General features: G+C 34.5%; 18 protein-coding genes. 8 read left to right on the top strand and 10 right to left on the bottom strand.

Annotated features, from left to right (window positions below):
* Positions 1-381 precede the first annotated feature (381 nt).
* Both ABW637_RS07495 and ABW637_RS07500 read right to left on the bottom strand, forming a co-directional pair.
* Positions 382-1,191, bottom strand: coding sequence for a nuclear transport factor 2 family protein (locus ABW637_RS07495; RefSeq protein WP_367584032.1), 810 nt, complete (start codon positions 1,189-1,191; stop codon positions 382-384).
* Positions 1,192-1,372: 181 nt separating this feature from the next.
* On the bottom strand, positions 1,373-2,860 hold the full coding sequence (locus ABW637_RS07500; protein ID WP_367584033.1) for a hypothetical protein: 1,488 nt from the start codon (positions 2,858-2,860) through the stop codon (positions 1,373-1,375).
* 158 nt (positions 2,861-3,018) lie between these two features.
* On the opposite strand from ABW637_RS07500, the gene yiaA reads away from it, so the two are divergent.
* The 5 genes from yiaA to ABW637_RS07525 all read left to right on the top strand — a co-directional run bounded on the left by yiaA (position 3,019) and on the right by ABW637_RS07525 (position 6,686).
* Positions 3,019-3,495: an inner membrane protein YiaA gene (gene yiaA, locus ABW637_RS07505; protein WP_367584034.1), complete on the top strand. Its 477-nt coding sequence runs from the start codon at positions 3,019-3,021 to the stop codon at positions 3,493-3,495.
* Between the two features lie 154 nt (positions 3,496-3,649).
* A complete protein-coding gene (locus tag ABW637_RS07510; protein ID WP_367584035.1) occupies positions 3,650-4,390 on the top strand; it encodes a ceramidase domain-containing protein in 741 nt (246 codons plus the stop codon).
* Positions 4,391-4,424: 34 nt separating this feature from the next.
* The gene (locus ABW637_RS07515) at positions 4,425-5,726 is read left to right on the top strand and encodes a DUF2157 domain-containing protein (RefSeq protein WP_367584036.1); all 1,302 of its coding nucleotides are present in this window, start codon (positions 4,425-4,427) and stop codon (positions 5,724-5,726) included.
* Positions 5,723-6,286, top strand: coding sequence for a GDYXXLXY domain-containing protein (locus tag ABW637_RS07520; protein WP_367584037.1), 564 nt, complete (start codon positions 5,723-5,725; stop codon positions 6,284-6,286). Before ABW637_RS07515 ends, ABW637_RS07520 begins: the two co-directional genes overlap by 4 nt.
* Positions 6,287-6,341: 55 nt before the next feature.
* Positions 6,342-6,686: a DUF6515 family protein gene (locus ABW637_RS07525; protein ID WP_367584038.1), complete on the top strand. Its 345-nt coding sequence runs from the start codon at positions 6,342-6,344 to the stop codon at positions 6,684-6,686.
* A gap of 57 nt (positions 6,687-6,743) precedes the next feature.
* Here ABW637_RS07525 and ABW637_RS07530 read toward each other — a convergent pair whose 3' ends face one another.
* The 4 genes from ABW637_RS07530 to ABW637_RS07545 all read right to left on the bottom strand — a co-directional run bounded on the left by ABW637_RS07530 (position 6,744) and on the right by ABW637_RS07545 (position 11,205).
* Complete coding sequence (locus ABW637_RS07530; protein WP_367584039.1) at positions 6,744-7,346, bottom strand: SPOR domain-containing protein; 603 nt, start codon at positions 7,344-7,346, stop codon at positions 6,744-6,746.
* Positions 7,347-7,647: 301 nt separating this feature from the next.
* Positions 7,648-9,339: a lysine--tRNA ligase gene (gene lysS, locus ABW637_RS07535; protein WP_367584040.1), complete on the bottom strand. Its 1,692-nt coding sequence runs from the start codon at positions 9,337-9,339 to the stop codon at positions 7,648-7,650.
* Positions 9,340-9,526: 187 nt separating this feature from the next.
* Complete coding sequence (locus tag ABW637_RS07540) at positions 9,527-9,991, bottom strand: DUF1573 domain-containing protein (RefSeq protein ID WP_367584041.1); 465 nt, start codon at positions 9,989-9,991, stop codon at positions 9,527-9,529.
* 149 nt (positions 9,992-10,140) lie between these two features.
* The gene (locus ABW637_RS07545) at positions 10,141-11,205 is read right to left on the bottom strand and encodes a response regulator transcription factor (RefSeq protein ID WP_367584042.1); all 1,065 of its coding nucleotides are present in this window, start codon (positions 11,203-11,205) and stop codon (positions 10,141-10,143) included.
* A gap of 106 nt (positions 11,206-11,311) precedes the next feature.
* Between ABW637_RS07545 and ABW637_RS07550 the strand changes: the two genes are divergently transcribed.
* From ABW637_RS07550 to ABW637_RS07560, 3 genes are all read left to right on the top strand, one after another.
* On the top strand, positions 11,312-11,470 hold the full coding sequence (locus tag ABW637_RS07550) for a YqaE/Pmp3 family membrane protein (protein WP_367584043.1): 159 nt from the start codon (positions 11,312-11,314) through the stop codon (positions 11,468-11,470).
* Positions 11,471-11,524: 54 nt separating this feature from the next.
* A complete protein-coding gene (lipB, locus tag ABW637_RS07555; RefSeq protein ID WP_367584044.1) occupies positions 11,525-12,241 on the top strand; it encodes a lipoyl(octanoyl) transferase LipB in 717 nt (238 codons plus the stop codon).
* Positions 12,242-12,330: 89 nt separating this feature from the next.
* Positions 12,331-12,867, top strand: coding sequence for a hypothetical protein (locus tag ABW637_RS07560; protein ID WP_367584045.1), 537 nt, complete (start codon positions 12,331-12,333; stop codon positions 12,865-12,867).
* Positions 12,868-12,924: 57 nt separating this feature from the next.
* Here the strand turns inward: ABW637_RS07560 and ABW637_RS07565 are convergent, their stop codons facing one another.
* The 4 genes from ABW637_RS07565 to rnhB form a co-directional block, all read right to left on the bottom strand.
* A complete protein-coding gene (locus ABW637_RS07565) occupies positions 12,925-16,572 on the bottom strand; it encodes a reprolysin-like metallopeptidase (protein WP_367584046.1) in 3,648 nt (1,215 codons plus the stop codon).
* A 211-nt stretch (positions 16,573-16,783) separates the two neighbouring features.
* Positions 16,784-18,106 (bottom strand): M12 family metallopeptidase, encoded by a 1,323-nt coding sequence (locus tag ABW637_RS07570; protein WP_367584047.1) that lies wholly within the window; start codon positions 18,104-18,106, stop codon positions 16,784-16,786.
* 439 nt (positions 18,107-18,545) lie between these two features.
* Positions 18,546-21,014, bottom strand: a complete 2,469-nt coding sequence (locus ABW637_RS07575) for a hypothetical protein (protein WP_367584048.1) — start codon at positions 21,012-21,014, stop codon at positions 18,546-18,548.
* Positions 21,015-21,160: 146 nt separating this feature from the next.
* Positions 21,161-21,763: a ribonuclease HII gene (gene rnhB, locus ABW637_RS07580; RefSeq protein WP_367584049.1), complete on the bottom strand. Its 603-nt coding sequence runs from the start codon at positions 21,761-21,763 to the stop codon at positions 21,161-21,163.
* Positions 21,764-21,768: the final 5 nt, after the last annotated feature.

Here is a 21,768-nt window from a genome sequence, read left to right on the forward strand (position 1 = left end):
ATTGATTCGAAGCGGTTCTAACCCCTTTTTCATAAGTGTATAGATCATGGTTTGGTGGTTAATTGCTAGTTCGAAAGGGTAGAATACCATCTCGACGGAGTGTTCTACTCATTACAATGGGTTGTTGTACTGGTTCGAGACGATATAGAACCCATTCGAATGGGTTAAGAACCTGTTATAAGCAGTAAACAACCGGCTCTAAGTACTTATGTAACCGATTAGAAAGGGTTTAGAACCGCTTCGAAGCACCTTGGTATGGGTAATAAGGGGTTCGTAACCGGGTTAGGGGTGGTTCAGAACCACCCTTAGGGGGGTAACGAACCGGGTAGTAACGAATTTGTTTGACTGCTTCATTGCTTCATAATGAATGTTACTTTTAGTTTACTTGCTGTAGGTTTTAGAAGTAAAGGATTTATGAATTATTTTCCATTCTTCCTCTATTTTTAGTAGCAATAGGTAATCTATGGCTACTCTATCTCTATCGGGCATGAGTATCTGTATTTTTGCAAGACCAGCATCTTCTTCATAATCTATAGATACTACTTTGCCGATGCGATTATATGTTTTGCCATTGGTGAAATTAGTCATGTATTTTTTTCCCGGGATAATACCCAGCGTATCTTTTTTGATATAATACAAATTGAAATCTTTATGAAATGCTTTATCTAATCTCTCGGGTTTGCTATTGGCCGTACCTTCTATGTAGTGTAATAAGGTGGTATTGATGTTGTCGATCTCTAGTGTGTTTTTAGCTTGTAGGTCTGCTACTTTTTCGAACGTATTAAGATTAATGATTTTATGAAGGATTTTCCATGTTCCTTGTATTTTTAACAGTAACAGGTAGTCGGTTGCTACTCTGTTTCTGTCAGGAAAATAAACTTCAATCTTAGCCGATGCTGCGTCGTTTTCATAATCGATAGTGATTATTTTTCCGATCCGATTATATTTTTTACCCTTTTCTACACGTTCGATATAACCCTTACCATCTATTACTTTTAGAGTATCTGTATCTACAATAAATAGCTTGAAATCTTTATGGAATACTTTTTTTAACCGTTCTGGTTCTCCGTTGGCAGTGCCTTCTATATAATGTTGTAAGGTAGTGTTGATCTGCTCAATTTCTGATTGTGCGCTTACTTCAAAATTCCAAATAAGGGTAAATACAAAGAGTAGTATAATGTTTTTTTTCATGGTGAGCTTTTTGATTGACATTTCTAATAGCTTATAATACTTTATGTGTGACGAATGCTTTGTAAGCATGTTATGCGATAGAAACAAGATAGTAAATCGGGTAGAGCCTTTGAGAAAATTATATTAGAATTAACTATTGTTTTGTGAGATGGATTTCTTCGTTGCTCACAATGACAGGTGTTTAGGATGGGTTTACCAACTCTAGGGTTGTTTCATACAATCCAGTGTTATGAGCCTTTGCTTTTAGCCAGGCATAAAAACTCATCTCAAAAATATCTTCTTGCTCCTTATTAGGTGTAGTAAGAACATTTTGTATTTTTTCTTTAAAAAGAGACGTAGTAATGATTTCGGGTTTGCGATAGTACTCAAGAATAAGCTTCAAAAATTCTAAAACCCGAGTTTCGCCATTGCTTTTTAGATAGGAGCCATGCTTTTTTCTAAAACTATTTGCCCGGGATTCTACCAGGTCTAGATTATTGAGTTCTATATGTAGTAAGATCTCGACCATATTCTTTTTGATAACCCAAAGGATTCCCGCTTTTTCGGTATACCATGTGTCACTATGATAAAAGCCAGATACGATACCTAATGCATCTTTAAACCGAGATTGCATAAAGTAAAATACAATCAAACTTAGTTTTAGATCTAAGACATAAGAAATTTGTTCTTTATGTCGATTACCATCAAAAACTTCTAGATAGGTAATGGCTTGATCAGCATGACCACAATAAGTAAGGTTTAAGGTGTATAGTAAAGTGTATTGAGGAAAAAATCGCCTAAAATACTTGCCTTGGTACTTTTGCATCTGGTTTTTCATCAAAACGAGATAGTGCTGTGAGGTCTTAAAATCCTTATTCCTAAAATAAGCATTGGCTACATAATACAAAATCTGTATATGATAGAATAAGTGTTTGTCGATTAGATTTTCTTTAGTATCGATTTGCGTGTAGGCTTCTTCTACAAAAGGCAATATGGTATAATAATCCCTAGAAGCCTGGGCCGCTTTGTTAGTGATTTCTAAAATCTTAAAAAGAGACCTAAAGGTAAGGTCTTGCGTTGTCGAGATTCCAAATTTGGATAAAGTGGTTTGTATTACGAGTACAAAATCCTGGTGATGTCTGCTAAGTTCATTCTGTACGGTAGCATAAAAGAGATTCAGGTTTTCTTCTTGTTGTATCGATGCTTTATTGTTTTTGAAATCAGTGATTAGATCTTCTAAGGGTATTGTTGGAGTAATATGCGCATATTGTATTTTGGTGTAGTAAATTTCGTTAAGGATGCTATAAAGGTCATACATTTTTGCCTTTTGCTCGGCTTTTTGCAAGGTTTTAAAAGCAATCTTGTATTGTTTCTGCTCAAAGAAGATCCTACTGGCAAGTAGCAGCTTAAGAATTTCCATCTCTTCAGAGGTTTCTCCTTCAAAACTTTTAGAGGCCACAAAATCGATAAGGCTATCGTGTAATCTTTTACTTAAGGCATGAAAAGCTCCTTTAGATGGTTTTCCGTAGATTTTTATATCCAGATTTTTGACTTCTTCAGCGGTGTCTAAAAGGTTAAACAACTGTATGTTTTTAGTATCGTTTCTTTTGTTCTTTTGCTTTAATAAAGCAATAAAACTTCGCTTTTCTTCATCAGATAAAGTACGTATGATAGAGGAAATAGTACTCATTATATCGTAATTAATAGGTGCTCAAATATACTATGAATAGATAAATATTGTATAATATAACATAATTATATCGTAAGTTTTTTTGAAAACTAGAATTTATCTTCAAACAAAATCACTGCACATTTGTACCATAATTAATCATCAAAAACAAGTTAATCATGGAGTACAAATTTAGTAATGATGTATCTCAGGATGCAGCAACAGAAAAAAAAGAAAAGAAAGAAAACAAAGTATATGATCAAAAGCCTACACCGGCTTTTATATCGGCATCTTGGTCGGCACTTTTTATAGGGATGATATCCTATTGTATCGGTTTATGGAATGCCAGTATGTTTCTCAACGAAAAGGGATACTATTTTACCATCCTGTTATTTGGATTGTTCTCTGCAGTATCTGTGCAAAAAAGTGTTAGGGATAGGTTAGAAGGCATCCCGGTTACTGATATTTATTATGGGATCAGTTGGTTTACTACACTTACTTCTATTTTATTATTGATTATTGGTTTATGGAATGCCGATTTAGAACTAAGTGAAAAAGGATTTTATGGGATGTCTTTTACCTTAAGTTTATTTGCTGCAATTGCAGTACAAAAAAACACTAGGGATAAGAAGTTTATAGAGAATCAGGAACAATAAAGAATCAAAAGAAGGAGCCGTGTCAATTTGATCTTAAAAAGAGTCATGATTATGTTGACATCCGGGGGGAGGCTCCTTGTTTTGATGATTAGGAAAGACAGCCGTGTGGTTGCGGCTGTCTTTTTTATAAAGTTTTCCACTAAATTTTAATCAGATGAAAAAAGAAAGAACAGGAATTTCTTTACTTATAACCGTTGGTATACTCGCTATTATGGCAATGTTTTTCTTAGATCCAATAGTACAAGATGAACAATATCATTCATTTAGCGATACAAGGAGTGTGTTTAGTATTTCAAATTTTTGGAATGTTGTATCTAATCTAGTATTTGTAGTTGTAGGAATACGAGGTTTATATATATCCAGAAATTTTAGCAAGCCAAAAACACAGTATTTAATGCTTTTTATTGGGGTTAGTTTAATTGGATTAGGATCTGGGTATTACCATCTTTTTCCAAGTTCACAATCATTGGTTTGGGATAGATTACCAATGACTATTGTTTTTATGGCCTTGTTTTCAATAATGATCAGCGAGTTTATTTCTGAAAAATTAGGAAGAGCCCTTTTGTGGCCTTTGATTTTAGTAGGGTTGGGTTCTATTTGGTATTGGGTATATGGAGAAATGAATGATTTGCGACCATATGTATTAGTACAGTTTTATCCTATGGTGGCTATACCTTTGATTCTAATTTTTATTAAATCGAGTACCCCTTATGGAAAAGTATATTGGTTACTCTTGATTTTTTATTTTTTTGCTAAAATATCAGAATATTATGATGAAATAATTTATGATTTGTTGGGCGTTATCAGCGGACATTCTCTAAAACATATATTTGCTGGGTTGGGCCTTTATATTTTGTTGAAAGCTTATGAACGAAGAGAATTGGTTATAAAATAAAGAGTATATTTCTTAATTATAAAACAAGGATGAAATGAGTTCAAAATTTAATAAAGAACTAAAAACTTTGGTAGAAGATAAAGTAATTTCGCCAGAGCTTGCAGATAAAATAGAGCAGTATTATGCGACTAAAGATATTGGGAAACCTAATAAACTATTTATGGTTTTCGGGATTTTTGGGGCGTTACTGGTAGGGTCAGGTATTATTTTAATGCTGGCCCATAATTGGGATGATTTTTCAAAAATTACAAAAACAATCTTAGCATTTTTACCATTACTAGTGGGGCAGTTTATGACTGGTTTTTCTATCCTGAAAGAAAAAAGCAATACCTGGAAAGAAGCATCAGGTACATTTCTTTTCTTTTCGGTAGGGGCGTGTATCGCTATGGTGAGTCAGATTTATAATATCCCGGGAGAGTTGGGTTCTTACCTGCTTACATGGATCGTACTGTGTTTACCGTTGATTTATCTACTACGATCTAATGCAGTAGCATTACTATTGCTACTGTTAAGTACATATTATGCATTAGAGACAGGTTTGTGGAAGTATCGAAACACCAAAACACCCTGGTTATACATTGTATTCTTTTTGGCAGTACTTCCTCATTATTGGATGCTGATTAAAACAAAAATAACAAGCAATACCGTAACGATTTTTAATTGGATTTTACCAGCTAGTATGGCGATAGCGCTAAGTACTTTTTTAGGGAATGATGACACTCTTGGATTTGTAACTTATATCACACTATTTGGACTGCTGTATACTATCGGAAGACTTTCGGTATTCAAGGAGCTAAGAACGCTTAGAAACGGTTGGTTGATTATTGGTTCATTAGGCACCGTAGTATCTCTGATGATATTTACGTTTAGTTGGATTTGGGATGAGCTCCCGAGTGAGTTTAATTATGGTCTTCAGGAATTGTTTGTTGAATTGGTGTTGTTGGTAATAACGATAGCAGTTTTGGGATATATGATTTGGAAAAAAGGAATAAAAGCGATTAACCTGTTTCAGGTAGCTTTTATCGTATTCTGGATCGTGTACTTTTTGCTTCCGACTATGGGCGTTTTACCTATTGTACTCATCAATTTACTAGTTTTTGCACTGGGGATCTCTGCTATTAAAATTGGGGCAGATAAATTTAATTTCGGGATACTAAACTACGGACTGCTGATTATTTCGATTCTGATTATTTGCCGATTTTTTGATACAGGAATGAGCTTTGTAGTGAGAGGAATTCTATTTGTTTTGGTAGGAACAGGGTTCTTTTTAACTAACTATTTTATGCTGAAGAAACAACAGAGGATTAAGAAACAATTAAACGATTTACAGGTATGAAAACGATTCACATATTAATAGGGTTTATAACCGTAGCATTGGTGCAAATTTTTGTTCCGTTACAAATGATATGGCAGCAAGAAGATGTTTTAGAGACAGGTAAAGTGTATAAATTTAGAACCAGACCTATAGACCCTACAGATCCCTTTAGAGGGAAATACATTACATTGGATTATGAGATAAATTCTTTTGCGTTAGCAGATACTACCTATATACGTGGAGATGAAATACAGGTATACATCGAAAAGGATGATCAAGGTTTTGCCAAAGTAGTTAAGATAAGTAAAGAATCCTTAGATATTGATAAGGACTATGTTATTGCCAAAGTAAGGGGTAATTATAAAGAAGTCATAAATTTTGAACTACCCTTTAATAGATTTTATATGGAAGAGACCAAAGCCTATGATGCAGAAAAAGCATATAGACAGGTTAATCGTGATAGCCTAAAGAATAATGTGTATGCATTGGTGTATGTTAAAGAAGGGCAATCGGTACTTAAAGATGTAATTATTGATGGGATGCCAATACAAGAATATGTAGAAAAAGGAAGTATAGATTAAACCTTTATGAGATAGTGTAGTCTTAGATAGTATAGAAAACAAAAAAACTATCGATATGAAGACAATACTGAAACTGGTTATTCCGATTGTATTACTTTCTTTTCTAACAACTTCTTGTGCTACAACCGTGAGAGTTCGTCCTGCAAAAGGAGTGGTAGTTACCAAATTGCATCATCCCAGAGTTGTAGTGCATAATAATGTAAGATACTACCGTAGTGGAGGTGTATGGTACGTAAAAAAGAGTAGAGGGTATAGAACTGTATCGGCCCCGGTTGGGGTTAGAGTGACCACATTACCCAGAGGTTATAAAGTAGTAAAAGTAAGAGGAGTAAAGTATTATACCAGCAATGGTGTATATTATAGAAGATCAGGGAAAAAATACATTGTGGTACATGTATAGTTTGTTGAGTTGATTACTAAAGAAAAAGGAGGCATTTGCCTCCTTTTTTATTTATATCTACCACGCTTCTTCAATTTTTATTCGTTTTCCATTTTGATAAGAACCGATAAAGGCATTTCTAAAGCCTAGTTTTACCAATTCTCTTCGAAAACGTTTAGCTTCTGCAAGCGTTTCAAAATTTCCTAAGGCGTATTTATTATATCCTTCGCTTTTGATTTCTTTAAAATTAACGAAGTTGTCAGAAAACATAGATAAGTTTTTTTCCTCAAAAGCACCAATCTGTACTGCATATACCAATTCATCTTCTATAGAACCGGCAGATTCACCAGTATTTTCAGAATCTAGTTCTTGATTCATAGATAAGTTCTGAAGTGTTCCTTCTAATTCTGATACCTTATTTTCAAGAACACTTACTTGCGATTTGTGGTCTTTTTCAGAGATCATACCCGTAGCACCAAAGTTCATAAAATATACTGTACCCGCAACTCCAAGTACAGCTAGGATACCAAGTATGATAGTGGCAATCTTAAATTTTCTGGAGTTTTCCTTCTCATCGTCAACAGCTTTTTCGCTAAGATATTTTGCGCTTTGTGTAGCTTCTTCGGCTTTATATATTTGATCTTTAAGGTCTTGTAGCTCTTCGTCTGTAATAAATGCCATGGTTGTTAGTTTTTTTAAACACTCAAATATAGGAGATTCTTGTAAAACTTCAAGATTTTAATCGTTTAGGTATCAATTTCATTTAGTTAATGTTAAATGATAGACGTAAGTAGTACATTAATATCTAATACTTAAGATTTATTTAATTGAAAGGTAACCTTGGTGTGGTTGTGTAAAAATATCTTTGATCTATGACAATCTGAAACCGAAGAAATTATGGTTTCGTATAGTTAGAATTTGTTTTTTAAAGGGGAAAAAACGCAACCATATGGGTTGCGTTTTTGTATGTGCTATTATTTTATTACTCTGTGATTTCTACGATGAGACTATCTTCGGTTTTTGTAACCTTTGTTAGCCCTAATTTAGAAAGGCCTTTCATGCCTTTGTCCCAGGCTTTATTGCTTAGTCCTGTTGCACTTTTAAGATCTGCTAGTGCAATGGTTTTTTCTTTTTTAAGAATTTCAAAAATGGTTTTTTCATTTTCATTAAGGTCAACCTGTTTTTTCTCTGGTCGCATTTGAGGGAAGAATAAAACTTCCTGGATAGACTGGTTATTGGTTAAGTACATGATCAAGCGATCCATCCCTATTCCCATACCAGATGTAGGAGGCATACCATATTCTAAAGCACGTAAGAAATCCTGATCAATAAACATTGCTTCGTCATCTCCTTTTGCTCCTAGTTTTAATTGATCCTCAAATCGCTCACGTTGATCGATAGGGTCATTAAGCTCAGAATATGCATTAGCAATCTCTTTACCGCAAACCATCAATTCAAAACGTTCTGTAAGTTCGGGGTTATCACGATGTTCTTTACATAAAGGACTCATCTCTTTAGGATAATCAGTGATAAAGGTAGGTTGGATATAATTTCCTTCACATTTTTCACCAAAAATCTCATCGATAAGTTTTCCTTTACCCATAGTGTTATCTACTTCGACTCCCATGCCTTTGGCTGCTTCACGAATTTCATCTTCAGACTTGCCTGTAATATCAAACCCTGTAAAATGTTTGATCGAATCTGCCATAGTAACTCTAGCATAAGGGGCTTTAAAGTCAATTTCATGATTATCAAAAGTTGCTTTTGTTGTTCCGTTAACGGCAATAGCACAGTACTCAAGAAGTTGCTCACAAAAATCCATCATCCAGTTGTAGTCTTTGTAGGCTACATAAATTTCCATCGCGGTAAATTCTGGATTATGGGTTCGATCCATTCCTTCATTTCTGAAGTTTTTCGAAAACTCATATACACCATCAAAACCACCTACGATTAATCGTTTAAGATATAATTCGTTGGCGATACGCATGTACAAAGGAATATCCAAGGAGTTATGGTGTGTTATAAACGGGCGAGCAGCAGCTCCTCCCGGGATGGGTTGTAATATCGGAGTTTCAACTTCAAAATAGTCACGATCATTAAAAAACTGGCGCATGGCATTAAAAAGCTTAGTTCTCTTTACAAAAACATCTTTTACATGAGGGTTTACGACCAAATCTGCATATCGCTGACGATAACGCATTTCGGGATCATTAAATTCATCAAAAGTATTCCCTTCTTTATCGGTCTTTGGTAATGGTAAAGGTTTTAGCGCTTTACTTAATAATGTAAAATCTTTAACCATAACCGTTTTCTCACCTACTTTCGTGGTAAAAAGCTCACCTTCGATACCGATAAAGTCACCGATATCTAATAATTTTTTATAGACATCATTGTACTTGGTTTTATCTTCACCGGTACAAATTTCATCCCTGTTAAAATACACTTGAATACGGCCATTTGCATCTTGTAACTCTGCAAAAGAAGCGGGACCTTGAATACGTCTGGACATTAACCGACCAGCAATAACCACTTTTTTACCGTCTTTAAACTCCTTCTTGATCTTATCCGAAGTATGATCAACCGGGAACAAAGCTGCCGGATATGGGTTAATACCTAAGTTACGTAAAGAGTTTAGTTTTTCCCTTCTTACAAGTTCTTGTTCTGATAATTGCATAATGCTGCCGTTTTAAGCGTGCAAAGATACAAAGTATGACCTAATCTTTCAATTTACCGAAACTCAATTTTGAAGATTTATTCTTTTCAAATCTTCAAAGAATACTCGTAAAATAAATCCCGCTATTTGGCGGGATCTATTTCTAGAGGTTTTTAACCTAAATTCTAGTGGTATTTACTCTTCGAGATCAACTATTGTTCTTTGCTTTAGGAGTTACCATAGCTTTGATTTTAAGAATTTCTTTACCCTTTTCGGTATTGGTGGTAATGGTTATTTGCTTATTCTGCAAATTTGGTTTTCCGTTAGAATTAAAAGCTACCAATAATGTCCCTGAAGCTCCCGGAGCAATCGGTTCTTTGGGCCACTCTGGCACTGTGCAACCACAACTACCTTTGGCACTAATGATTAATAATGGTGCTTTTCCGGTATTGGTGAAAGTAAATTTGTGTTTTACCAAATCACCTTCGTTAATGATACCAAAATCATGATCTGTCTTAGAAAACGTCATCACGGGAAGATCTTTGACATTTGTATCTCTTTTTACAGCGATTTCTAAATTTTCGGGTTTTATTTTTTGGGTTGCATCGTTTTTGCACGATACAAATACCATTAAAAATGCTCCTGCTACTGCAATTAAAATTCCTGTTTTCATTCTTTTGTTTTTTAGATTATTAAAATGAGTTCATTGTATCATTCGTCTTTACTTTTTAGAATGATCCATGTCAAAATTGAAAATTTAGAAGCTGAAAAACGGCAAATATGGGTATGAAATAGGGGCTAGACCCCCAGGTGGATTTTTGTTTACTTTTTGATATACAATGATTTAACTTCGTCTCTTGAGCTTACATCAAGTTTTTTATACAGGTTGTTAATGTGGGTTTTTATTGTACTTAAACTCACAAACATAGTAGAAGCAATTTCTTTATTGGTCTTGTCTTCAAGGATTAGATCTAATACTTTTTGTTCTTGTTGCGTAAGATTTTTTTCAAGAGGGTGAGAGAGGCTTGCTTCTTTTCTTTTTTTTAGAAATTGAAGAATATTCAAAGATAATGATAGAATCAATACGAGAATCAAAAGCCATATCCAGGGATTTTTAGAAGATTTTTCTTTAGGATTGATAAGAAATTTATCTGAAGCTAATTCTGCTTCATACTGCCTGGCATAGTTGCTATTGGGGTATTTCTCTACGAGTCGTTCTAGTAATTGATCATAATAAGGATTGCTTTTAAGATCATCAAGATAATGAGAATATAACTCATTAGTTTTGTTAGATATAAAAGCAAATACATACAACTCTATAAGCGGTTCATCTAAGCTTTTTCCGAACTGTTGTAATGTGTTCATCCATTTGTTAGAATTGATTTTTCGATTGGCTGTACTGCGATAATTTCCGAATGCGAAACGCATTTCATCGATAATAGAATCAATTTTTATAAAAGCATTACTTTTTTCATTCTTAGAGACGATTTTGCAAAATATTTCTTTATCAAAAGAAAAAGGTAATGAAAGCGCGTCTGTATGGTTTGCAATAAAAAGAACCTCTTCACTATCTGTGCAGAAACCATTGAGATGTGCTCTATTTTTATGTTTTTGAGAACATTTATCTACATGTATTCTATACATATGATTTCCTAGAGGTAGATTATCGCCCAAGAACACAAAATAACCGGTAGAATCTGGAGTAACTTTTTGAATGATTTGCTCTGGATATATTCCCGATATTTTTCTGTAATCCTCAACAAGTGAAAGGTAAACACCATCTGACCAATCTGTAGTATCTACATACCCAGAAAATTCATACTGTGCAAAAGCCACATTAGAGTATATTAAAATGATACCGTAGAATAAATAAGATACTAATTTCATGTTTAGAAAGAAATCAGAAATATAGAGATTAATTTTCTAACATTGTAACAGAATAAAGTCTAACGCTACTTATAAGTATAACATATAATTTATTTTAATCGACTTTATGAGTTTTTGGAGAGTATTATTAGCTATTTTTTTTCCACCCCTTTCAATATTAGATAAAGGATGTGGTTCTGTATTGATTGTATTATTATTAACTATCTGCGGATGGGTTCCAGGAGTAATTGCGGCTTTGGTTATATTAAATAATCCTGATAAATAAAATTTTAGGATTAATCTAAAAAGAATCAAATGAGTTCATTGTATCTTTGTGCCAATGAATAAGAAGATCCAAATACAAGAACTTGGTCACAGAGATTATAAAGAGATCTGGGAGTATCAAGAAGAATTATTCAAAGAAATTTTAGATATAAAAATCAAGAATCGACGAGAAGATGCAGGATTAGATACTTCTAATTACTTTCTTTTTGTAGAACATCCCCATGTATATACGTTAGGTAAAAGTGGCGATATGAGTAATCTTTTGTTATCTGAAGAACAACTAAAAGAAAAAGGAGCTACGTTCTATAAAATTAACAGAGGTGGAGATATTACATATCATGGTCCAGGACAAATTGTAGGGTACCCAATCCTTGATCTTGAAAATTTCTTTACAGATATCCACAAATACCTTCGGTTTCTCGAAGAGATGGTGATTCTTACCTTAGCAGAATACGGCATTAATGCTACTAGGAGCAAGGGTGAAACAGGGGTTTGGTTAGATGTAGACACTCCTTTTGCACGTAAAATATGTGCTATGGGAGTTCGTGCAAGTCGCTGGGTAACGATGCATGGTTTTGCATTAAATGTGAATGCAGATCTGGGATATTTTGATAATATTATTCCTTGCGGAATTAAAGGAAAAGCAGTCACCTCGCTTAATGTAGAACTAGGAGTAGAAGAAATAAATGAAGAAGAGGTGAAACAAAAATTATTGAAACACTTTGCCATCCTTTTTGAAGCAGAACTTATAAAGCAAAAAGCCAAAGCTTAAATCTTCACCATATACTAAAAAAGTAAATTCAGGGTTCTAATTAATTCAATGCCTTCCATTTTTAAGTTGAGTATAATTAATGTAAACCTATGAAAATGTACACTTTTTTTATTGTGCTAATATGCATATCGGCATGTAAAACTTCAAATGCAGTTGATTCTTCAGAAAAAATAAGCGAAAATGTAGATAATCAAAAGATTCAAAAGTACTGTCCTAATGATGGGGACTGCAGTATAAAACTTCATAAAAACTCTTCGTTGATATTGAAAAAAGATACCACAGATGCGTTGTATCCAGTTATCGAAGAGGGTGGGCATACTGTTGTTGTCTTTGAGTTTTCTAGAAAGGGTGCCGAAGGAACTGCAGATGGAGATTATTCAGAAACTATTCATTTTGAGATTAAAGAAATTACAGAAAACCTAACCGTAGAAGGTGAAAAACTAGCAGAGGTTAATATGCTTTTCGGAAAACAATGTTTTTGTAGAGGAGAAGCCGGGTTTTATAAGGTGAATGATGGGAATCTTATACTACAAAAATCAAACAATGAAATTACTATAGATTTGTTGATTAACCTTACCGAAGTTTCACATAGAATTACAAGAGTTAAAGAAAAAATAAAACTCTAAAAAAATAAGCGATACATTAAAAATGTACCGCTTATTCATTACTTATATGTCAATAGTTTATTGCTGAATAAATCGTATTGATTTGTTTTTTCCTTCACCTCCGGGGTTAAGGTTTATGATATACATTCCTTTCTGTAATGTACTCGTGTTAATTGTCTTATTCGTTAACGTACCTCTCATTACAGTTTTTCCAAGTAAGTCAACAATTTCAAAAGGAGTATCTTTTTTAGAAACGGTTACAGTTAATAATTCATTAGTTCCTACAGGGTTAGGAGCTACAGAAACCTGTAACTGTTTTGTGGTAGTTACACTTTCAATAACAATTCCTTTTGCAGAAGCTCCAATAGTAAATGTTGTTGACTCAGAAGCTCCAAATTCTCCTCCAGAAGCTATTGTAGTTCCTTCAGATGTTAGAGAATATGATCCATTACCATATCCACAGCACATACCATCTCCGTAACTATCATTAAGTGCGAAAGTATACGTTCCTGGGTCTAAGCATTCAGTAATGGTTAATGTGGATCCATCAGGCTGAGAACCATATGTTCCACCTGATGCAATAACCTGGTTGCTACTATCTGTAATTTGCCAGCTCGTTTCTTGCGGGTAATCATCAAAGTTAAGAGTTAATACTACGTCTGTACATGTAGATGGTCCTCCAGTTTCAGTAAGACGAATATCATCTATTGCCATATCACCTTGCCAGGTGCCGCCAGTAATACCATTAAAACGTAGTTTTACAGACGACCCAGCGTATGCACTTAGATCTATGTTTGCAGATAACCAAGAATTACCTTGATTTCCTGATTTTGACCAAAGTGTAGCCCAGGTAGCACCATTATCATCGCTTGCTTCTAATGCAAGACTTCCCATATTAGAAGCACCATACATATGGTATCTGAACGCAAAATTTGCAGTAGTTGCAGCACTCAAATCAAAACAGTCAGAGTTTAATATGGCTCTTTTAGACGGGAAATTTGGTCTAGAAGACTCCATATATAGATAATTCATTCCTTCTATTGCACTAGATGGTCCCGTACCTCTCGATGGAGTTCCGTTAGCATCTATGGTCCAGTCAAAATCATTTCCAGAATCTTGAGTCCAGGATCCTAGCGTATTTTCAAACCCTTCACTATATGGGAATGATGAAATTCCTCCTGTACAAGTAGTTCCTCCAGAAGACTGTGTTGTAACATTTACAGTATTGCTGGAATTTGATTCATTACCCGCTGCATCTTTAGCTCTTACACTAAAACTGTAAGCCGTATTTGGTGATAATCCAGTAACTTGGTATGAAGTGTTAGCTGCTGTTCCAATCACGTTAGTACCTTGATATACATCATATCCAGTAACTCCTATATTATCTGTAGAAGCATTCCAGTTAAGATCAACCGTTGTTTGTGTTATATTCGAAGCAGCTAACCCATTTGGAGTTGTAGGAGCTTGTGTGTCTGGTTGTGAAAGCGTAGTAGCATTTGCAGTAGTACTAAAATCAGATTCATTACCAGCAGCATCCTTTGCTTTTACTCTAAAACTGTATGCAGTATTAGATGAAAGTCCAGTAACTTGATAGGTAGTACCTGTTACCGTTGTGATCACAGTATTTCCTTGATATACATCATATCCGGTAACTCCTACATTATCTGTAGAAGCATTCCAGTTAAGATCAACTGTAGTTTGGGTTATATTTGAAGCAGCTAAGCTTCCAGGAATAGTCGGTGCCTGCACATCTCCACCAGTACCTGGAGTAATTTCAAAGTTTCTATTAGAAATGTCGTAGAAAATATGTCCAGATCCTCTCACCATGATTCTGTTTTGAGTTCCAACGGCATTAGGTACAGTGATGTTTTGAGAACCATCATTAGTTACCGCAGATACGACAGTAATAGGATATGTATTTCCGCCATCGGTAGATAATAGGATATCTACATTGGCAGCATTAACACCATTACCAGTTGTTCCTGCAACATTCCAGGTTACTGTTTGCGTAGATCCTGCCGCCCAACTAACATTTGTATTTGGTGCATTTACTACAAAAGGTCCTGCTCCGCCTGCAACCGTTATTCTGGTATTATCACTAGCGGTACTTGCTCCGCCGGGTGCATTGTCTCTAACTGTAAGTCTAAAATTCATTGTTCTGCTTACCGAAGGAACTACCTCCCATGTAGAGGCTGTTTGTCCCGTTTTAACTGTTGATAATGCAGGCATATATCTATCAGGAGATGATGTTGGATTCAAAGATCTGAAAGCAGGTCCTCCTGTTGACGTTGAAGCGGGAGGCATTGTAGCTGGCTGTGTATCCATTTGTTCCCAGCAATACGTAAGAGAATTACCTGAGTTAGCATCAGATGCAGTTCCTTTTAAAACGAAAGGCGTAGAAGCTGGGATGGTGTAATCCTGTCCTGCATTAGCAGTAGGGGCAGCGTTACCCGTGTTGCTTTGGGCTCCACATCTACTATTACCAGAAGAAATATTTTGCCACATTTCTTGAATACTTATGGCATGAAAATAAGCATCACTATTATTTTGAACGTTCGGAGAGCAAATACCTGCATATCCCATTATGGTAGAAGCACTACCTGGTTCTACAGAAGCACTTGACCTCTGACAGCTATTGTTTTGAGTATGATTACCACCATATTGATGCCCCATTTCGTGGGCAACATAATCTACGTCATATGAATCCCCAATAGGGCGACCGCTTCCTGTAATCCCTCTAGCTTTAGAATTTGTACAAGGAGATCTAAGTTGTGCTAATCCACCACCACCGGTACTAAAAGCATGACCTATGTCATAATTGTTACGGCCAATAAATTGATCACATACTGTCTGACTCTCATTGATCAATGCACCTGCATTATTGTTACTAAGGTTGTCGGTGCTTGCATTTAAAAATATGATATCTGTATTATTGTTAACCAGTACCATGGTTAATGCTAAATCTCTTTCGAAAATACCATTAACTCTAGTCATTGTAGTATTTACCGCAGAAAGCACAGCTTCTTTTTTCACCTGGTCAGAAGCACTAGAGGATATCCCTTGATTGTTTAAGTGAAATTGAGAATATTCTCCTGTACATGCAACAGCAAGTCTAAAGGTTCTTAATCTACCATCGTTTGCATTTCTCGTAGTAGGAAGTTGTTGTTCTGAAAAATTTGATTTGAAATTATCTTCAACTAAGCATTCAAAACTATCTGGATTTGCAGGTAAATCTGCTTTTGAATAACAAATATAGCTTCCTTTGTCTTTGGTATACGGGTCAATGTAGATGGTTTTATGGTTTCCAGAAGTAATCATTGCATGCAAACCAAGTTTTGACACACTAAATCTAGCGACCAACGTAGGGTCGTCTACCCCATAACCAACAAAAGATTGTATGCTAGGGAATTGTTTAGCGATACCTTCATCTAATACAGAGGCTTTAAAGACTCTTATTTTTTTCAACACCCCATTTTCAGTAGGAATATCCATTATAATACTAGAACTTTTCTGCAGTGATCTAGAAGGAGTATTGCTTAAAATAGAAGTTAATTCTGTTTTGTTTAAGTCAAATAATTGATACTGCGTTGGGGTCGTTTTTCTTAATTCTTTTTCTTTACCCTGTGATTTTGCTATAGACGCGGGACTCCATAACTGGGCATTTACACTAATACTAACTAGTAAAAAAGTGAGCATCAGTATTTTACTAAAAATACTTGTTTTCATAATTGAGTTTGTGTTTGTAAGTTTATATCATATGCCTTACAACTCAGAATAGTATGGTTTAGTGTTAATAAAATGATGTTTAACACTAAGTGTTAAAAAAATTAACAAAATGTTAAAATTAGAAGATAATACATGTTACCAGAGCGAGTAAAATATATAAAAGAGGTTGCTCATTAAGGCAACCTCTTTTTTTAATAATAAAACAATTATATTATTTAACCATATATTGCAGAGAGGCCCCTGGGCGTCCTACGTACCCTACACCTGTATACTTATACCTAAGAATAAGGCATAACGCTTTTCTAGCTTCGGCTTCACTGTTTCCGAAATCGAATATCCAATGATTACCGTCAACAATTTTCCATCGGCCTCCAATTTTTTGAACATCAATATTATTTGGATTGAACCTGATGATATCTTCACCTGCGGCTGGCTGCACATTAGAAGCGCTATTACCTACTAATTGATATTTAAAAGATGGATTTGGACGTTTAACAAAACACGATTTATTAAACCCATAACGTTTTACAATGTAAATTATCCTCTTAGCTTCGGCATGGTTAGGCGCCGAAAATACATAATGACTACCATCTGCAATAGAATAGGTGCCAAAAGCATTTCTAACTATCCTTAAGTTATTTGGATTAAATGGGATACAATCTTGGGTGCCACAAGGTTTGTATGGGTACATTTTTGATGCCCCAATTCGATCCCCCCATGATAGTGCATTTCTTTGAACAGAGTATGTGCTACCATTCTTTTTGGTAATAGTAGGTTTTCCATTTTTAGAAAATGCATAAGGGCCATACATCATGATGCTTCCAAAATCTAATGTGCTGGTGTATTCTGTACCATCCATCCCACGTTGTATATAGGTTTTAAAATTGTGAGATTTTCCAGATTGAATATTGCCAAAGAGAATATTGACATAGCTATTTCTATCTTTTCTACTTTGCTCATGCCACAGACCAATTGCATGGCCTATTTCATGAATGGTGTTTCCGGTAGAACAACCGTTGGCTAAATTGATATTTTGTTTACCTCCTGTGCGTCCTACTGCTGATGAGCACCCCGATCCTTTTCTAAAATTAACATAAGCCGTTTGGTTAGTACGCTTAACAAATCTTAAATTGGTATATTTTTCCCAGTGTGCAATGGCATTGTATACTCTTGCTTTATTGGGAAGACTGTTTTCTATGGTATAGTATACTGTACAATTAGGCCAGAAATTTTTTGTTCTACCTGTACTTTTTTGCCTTAGATCATCTGGGGATAATACAATATCTCCTTCAAAAATATAATGATCTCCAAAATCTTCCACAGTAGCGGTTCCACCAAGTAGAGATACGTCAATTAATTCTCCTGTTTTTTCGGGATACGCTTTTTCGGTGATGTCACTCTTAATGTCGGCAACAGGTTGCAAGGATTCTTCTGTGGTAATTTCACTATCTTTTTCACAACTTGTAAATGCTAGTAAAAGCCCCATCATCATTGTGGTAATTAATGTTTTAGGTTTTAAGAATTTGATTTTCATAATGGTTATAGTTTTAGTTTTGCCTACTCTTTTTGGAATTAGGTTTTTCGGCGTATCACCTTAGCGAATCGATTCAAAGTTTTATTAATACCAGGTCTTTAAAAAGAGCCTGTATAGATTTTTAGATTTTAAAAAAGGGGATTTGTCGATTAAGGGAATTTATATTCTTGGGGAAGAAATGAGTGTTTTTGTAAAAAACATTCAAGATTTGAAGGTGCACCTAACCTTTGGTTATTGAAGACTTCTTAATAGGGAATGGTAATAGTGTAAGAAACTCCAATGCTAATTTGTGCTATAGTTTATCAATAAACTAAATACAAGTGCAATATTAAGTGGTTTGTAGTAGATTATAAAGGGGCAAACCCCTGTTTTTTACAGGAGTTTGAACTATTCTTATTTACGTGTAAACCTCAGATAATCAGGTAAATAAAATGTTTTTTTAATTAATTTGATAGATCAGAATGCTGTTTTCTTCCCCTTGAACTACAAATTCTAAATTTGGATCTTTGTCCATATTGTTTAGACTTAACACAGAGTTTCCGTATACAGGAAAATTAGGGAACAACTCGCCATTACTGTCATACAGATATACTTTTTTGGCTTGTATATCTGTAATAGTAATGTAAATTTTGTTATCGATGTAATAAAGTTTAGGCTCTGTATAAACGCCATAATCTAATTCGAGAGATCTTCCTTTTATCGAAAGTTTATTTTCTGAGAACGTAACCAGGGTTTTGTTAGTTGCTACAATTCTGTTATTCTCGTCTAATTTCAGGTTTTGGGTAACTGCATTTCCGTCTTCTAGTACTTGAATTAATTTTCCGTCTTTAGTAGTAGAGGTAAATTTATTCTGATATTGGTACCAATTGTTTTTAGAAAAATTAATCTTCTCTTTTACATTAACTCTGGCTCTGCCTAATCGGTCCAGAATATTTAGTTTTCCACTTTTTTCAGGGAATACAATATAATCTTTTGTTCCGATTCTTATATGTTTGGGAGATAAGGTAAGATCTGTCTCTGTTCCCTTAAAGCCAAAGCCTGTTACAATTTCTCCTTCGGCATTAAGCATTTTGATTTGGTTTCCTTGAGTAATTACTATACGATAGCGTTTGCTTTTATCATAATCAAACAATGCAAGAGGTTGCGTAATTGTATTGTCGAATTTCTTAGGATAAGGTGCGACATCTTTGCCATCTCTATCAACGAGGTATAATGTGTTGGCTGTATTAAATAACAGTTGATATCGACCATTTTTATAAATGTCAATCTGCTGGATATCACCTAATATTTCGCCGTCAACTTGTTTTTTCCAAAAAATAGCCCCTTTGTCTGAGATTAAGTAAAGGTTGTTTTCTATGTCTTGTATAGCCACATCCATCCCTTTGGTTCTATGATTTTTTACAAGAATAGGCTTGTTCAATAATTTGTTTTCTAGAGTTGTAGAAGCGATTTGTGTTACAGATGTGGCCGTGCCCTTGGCAAGATTTTTTTGCAATACGCCATGTAAATGTGCAAAATCATTTTCTTTTATAACCTGAAAAACGGCTATTTGATATCCTTTATCTTTTAAGTTATCCCATTGAGTAGTATAATTTTCAGAGACATTTTCTGAAATATATTCTTTAAGGTTCTTAATATTACCCGCAATTAAAATAGAAGATTCATCAGATAAACCTTTTACCGTATTTATGTAATATTCTTGTTGAAAGAGAAGTGTTTGATTCAAGATGTTAGCTATGATATCTCTAATGATGTTTCGTGATGATCCAAAGACAATAAATTCATTGTAAACAAAATAGAAAGAGGCTTCAAAATCTTTAACCAATGGAGTAAGGATTTGTGAAAAAGAAGCAGGATTATTGTGTTTGTATATAGGGATATTTCTATACGTTTCTATTTTGCTTTCTCCTAGACTTTTGATAGCTGTCTCTGGGTCAAGAGAATTTAGAACTAAAGCATTTTCTTTCTCTAAAAAAATCATTCCTATTTCTGAAACCCCCGACAATATTTCATCTAGTGTATTAGGGATGTCTTCTAACTCACGATCTTGAGCTATAGATAAATTCTTTTTCAGGATATCAAAATCATCGTAGGTAAACGAGATAAATCCTTTAGCACTAATAGGGGTAACTTTTGAAATTCGATTTTCTTGGGGCGTTGTACTATCAAAAATGCCAATGGTGCTCGAAAGTGAATCTTTTTCTATAGCAATACCATCCAAATAAATTGCATTTTGCTCTATTGTTGCATCAAGCGAAGACCATCCACTAAAGTTTTCAAGAGGTTCTAATGCATTACCAGGTAATAAAGAGCTGTGAATGTTTTGTAATTTCTTTCCATTAAGTAATAAAGACATGCTGTTGTCATTTCCAGAAACATCATATGCTTTTTGAAGATCCTTATCAATTGGAAGAGGGTTCGCTTGGATTCTTATCGCATTTTCTATTAAGATTTGGGAAGAAGAGGCAATAAGGATACTATCTTGTCGAGTAGCAAAGAAAGCTTTTCCTTTGGATGAAATTTTATAGATAGTTTTTTCAGAATAATTTATGGTCTCAATCTTTTTAGTACTTAATGAGTCATTGTTAAGTACAGAAGGGTCGAATTTTGAAACATAAGTGTACTCAAAACCATTTTTTCCTAAGGGCGAAAAACACAGTAGGCCTTCAGATTGGTTGGTTTCATTTAAAACAGATAAATTCTTGAAATATTCAAACAATTTTATGTGATCATTGTTTTTAATAATGCTATTATCTCGCAGCTTACTTTTTGCTCCTTCAAGGTCATTGATCTTTATAATAATTTGAGAATCTCTCGGGATATGGTCGATCAAAGAGTTTGATTTTTCTTTGACATCGTCACAAGAAATAGCAATAAAAACTAAGAAAACTGCAATTATTTTTTTCATTATGCGAATGCGTTTTGTGTTCCTGGATGGAGTTGTATACATTAAAAGTTCAGCTTTTCTGGTTTGCAAAATATAAAGTCTGGTTTAATGAACGAAATATATCTCGAATATATTGGTTTTTTATCTTCTCGGCTTCAAATATATAACTATTTCAGATCTAGTGTAAATTGTTCTGGCAGCAATCTAAAGCTTTTTCGATGGTATTTAGTAATACCATATTTGCGAATGGCATCTCTATGCTCGGCAGTAGGGTATCCCTTGTTTTTTTTCCAATTATACATGGGGAACTCCTCATGAATTTTTTCCATAAACTCATCACGATACGTCTTTGCTAAAACTGATGCAGCTGCTATATTTAAATATTTTCCATCACCCTTTATAACGCATGTATGGGGTATATTATGATAGGGTTTGAATTTGTTTCCATCTACAATGATGTGTTCTGGTTGAGGTTTTAATTGCTCAATTGCCTTTTGCATGGCAAGAATAGAAGCGTTTAGGATATTGATAGTGTCAATTTCTTCCATAAAAATATGTGTAACACCATAGGTCAAAGAACAGTCTTCTAATAAAGGTTTTAGAGATTTTCTTTTAATTTCACTAAGTTGTTTAGAGTCATTTAAAGTTTCGTTTTTAAAATCATCAGGAAGAATTATAGCGGCTGCAGTGACAGGACCAGCAAGGCAACCTCGACCGGCTTCATCTGTGCCACATTCGATAAGATCGGGATTTAATTTTAATGTAAGCATTATAC

Origin of the sequence: Aquimarina penaris (assembly GCF_040786285.1) — a bacterium.
Lineage (GTDB): Bacteria > Bacteroidota > Bacteroidia > Flavobacteriales > Flavobacteriaceae > Aquimarina.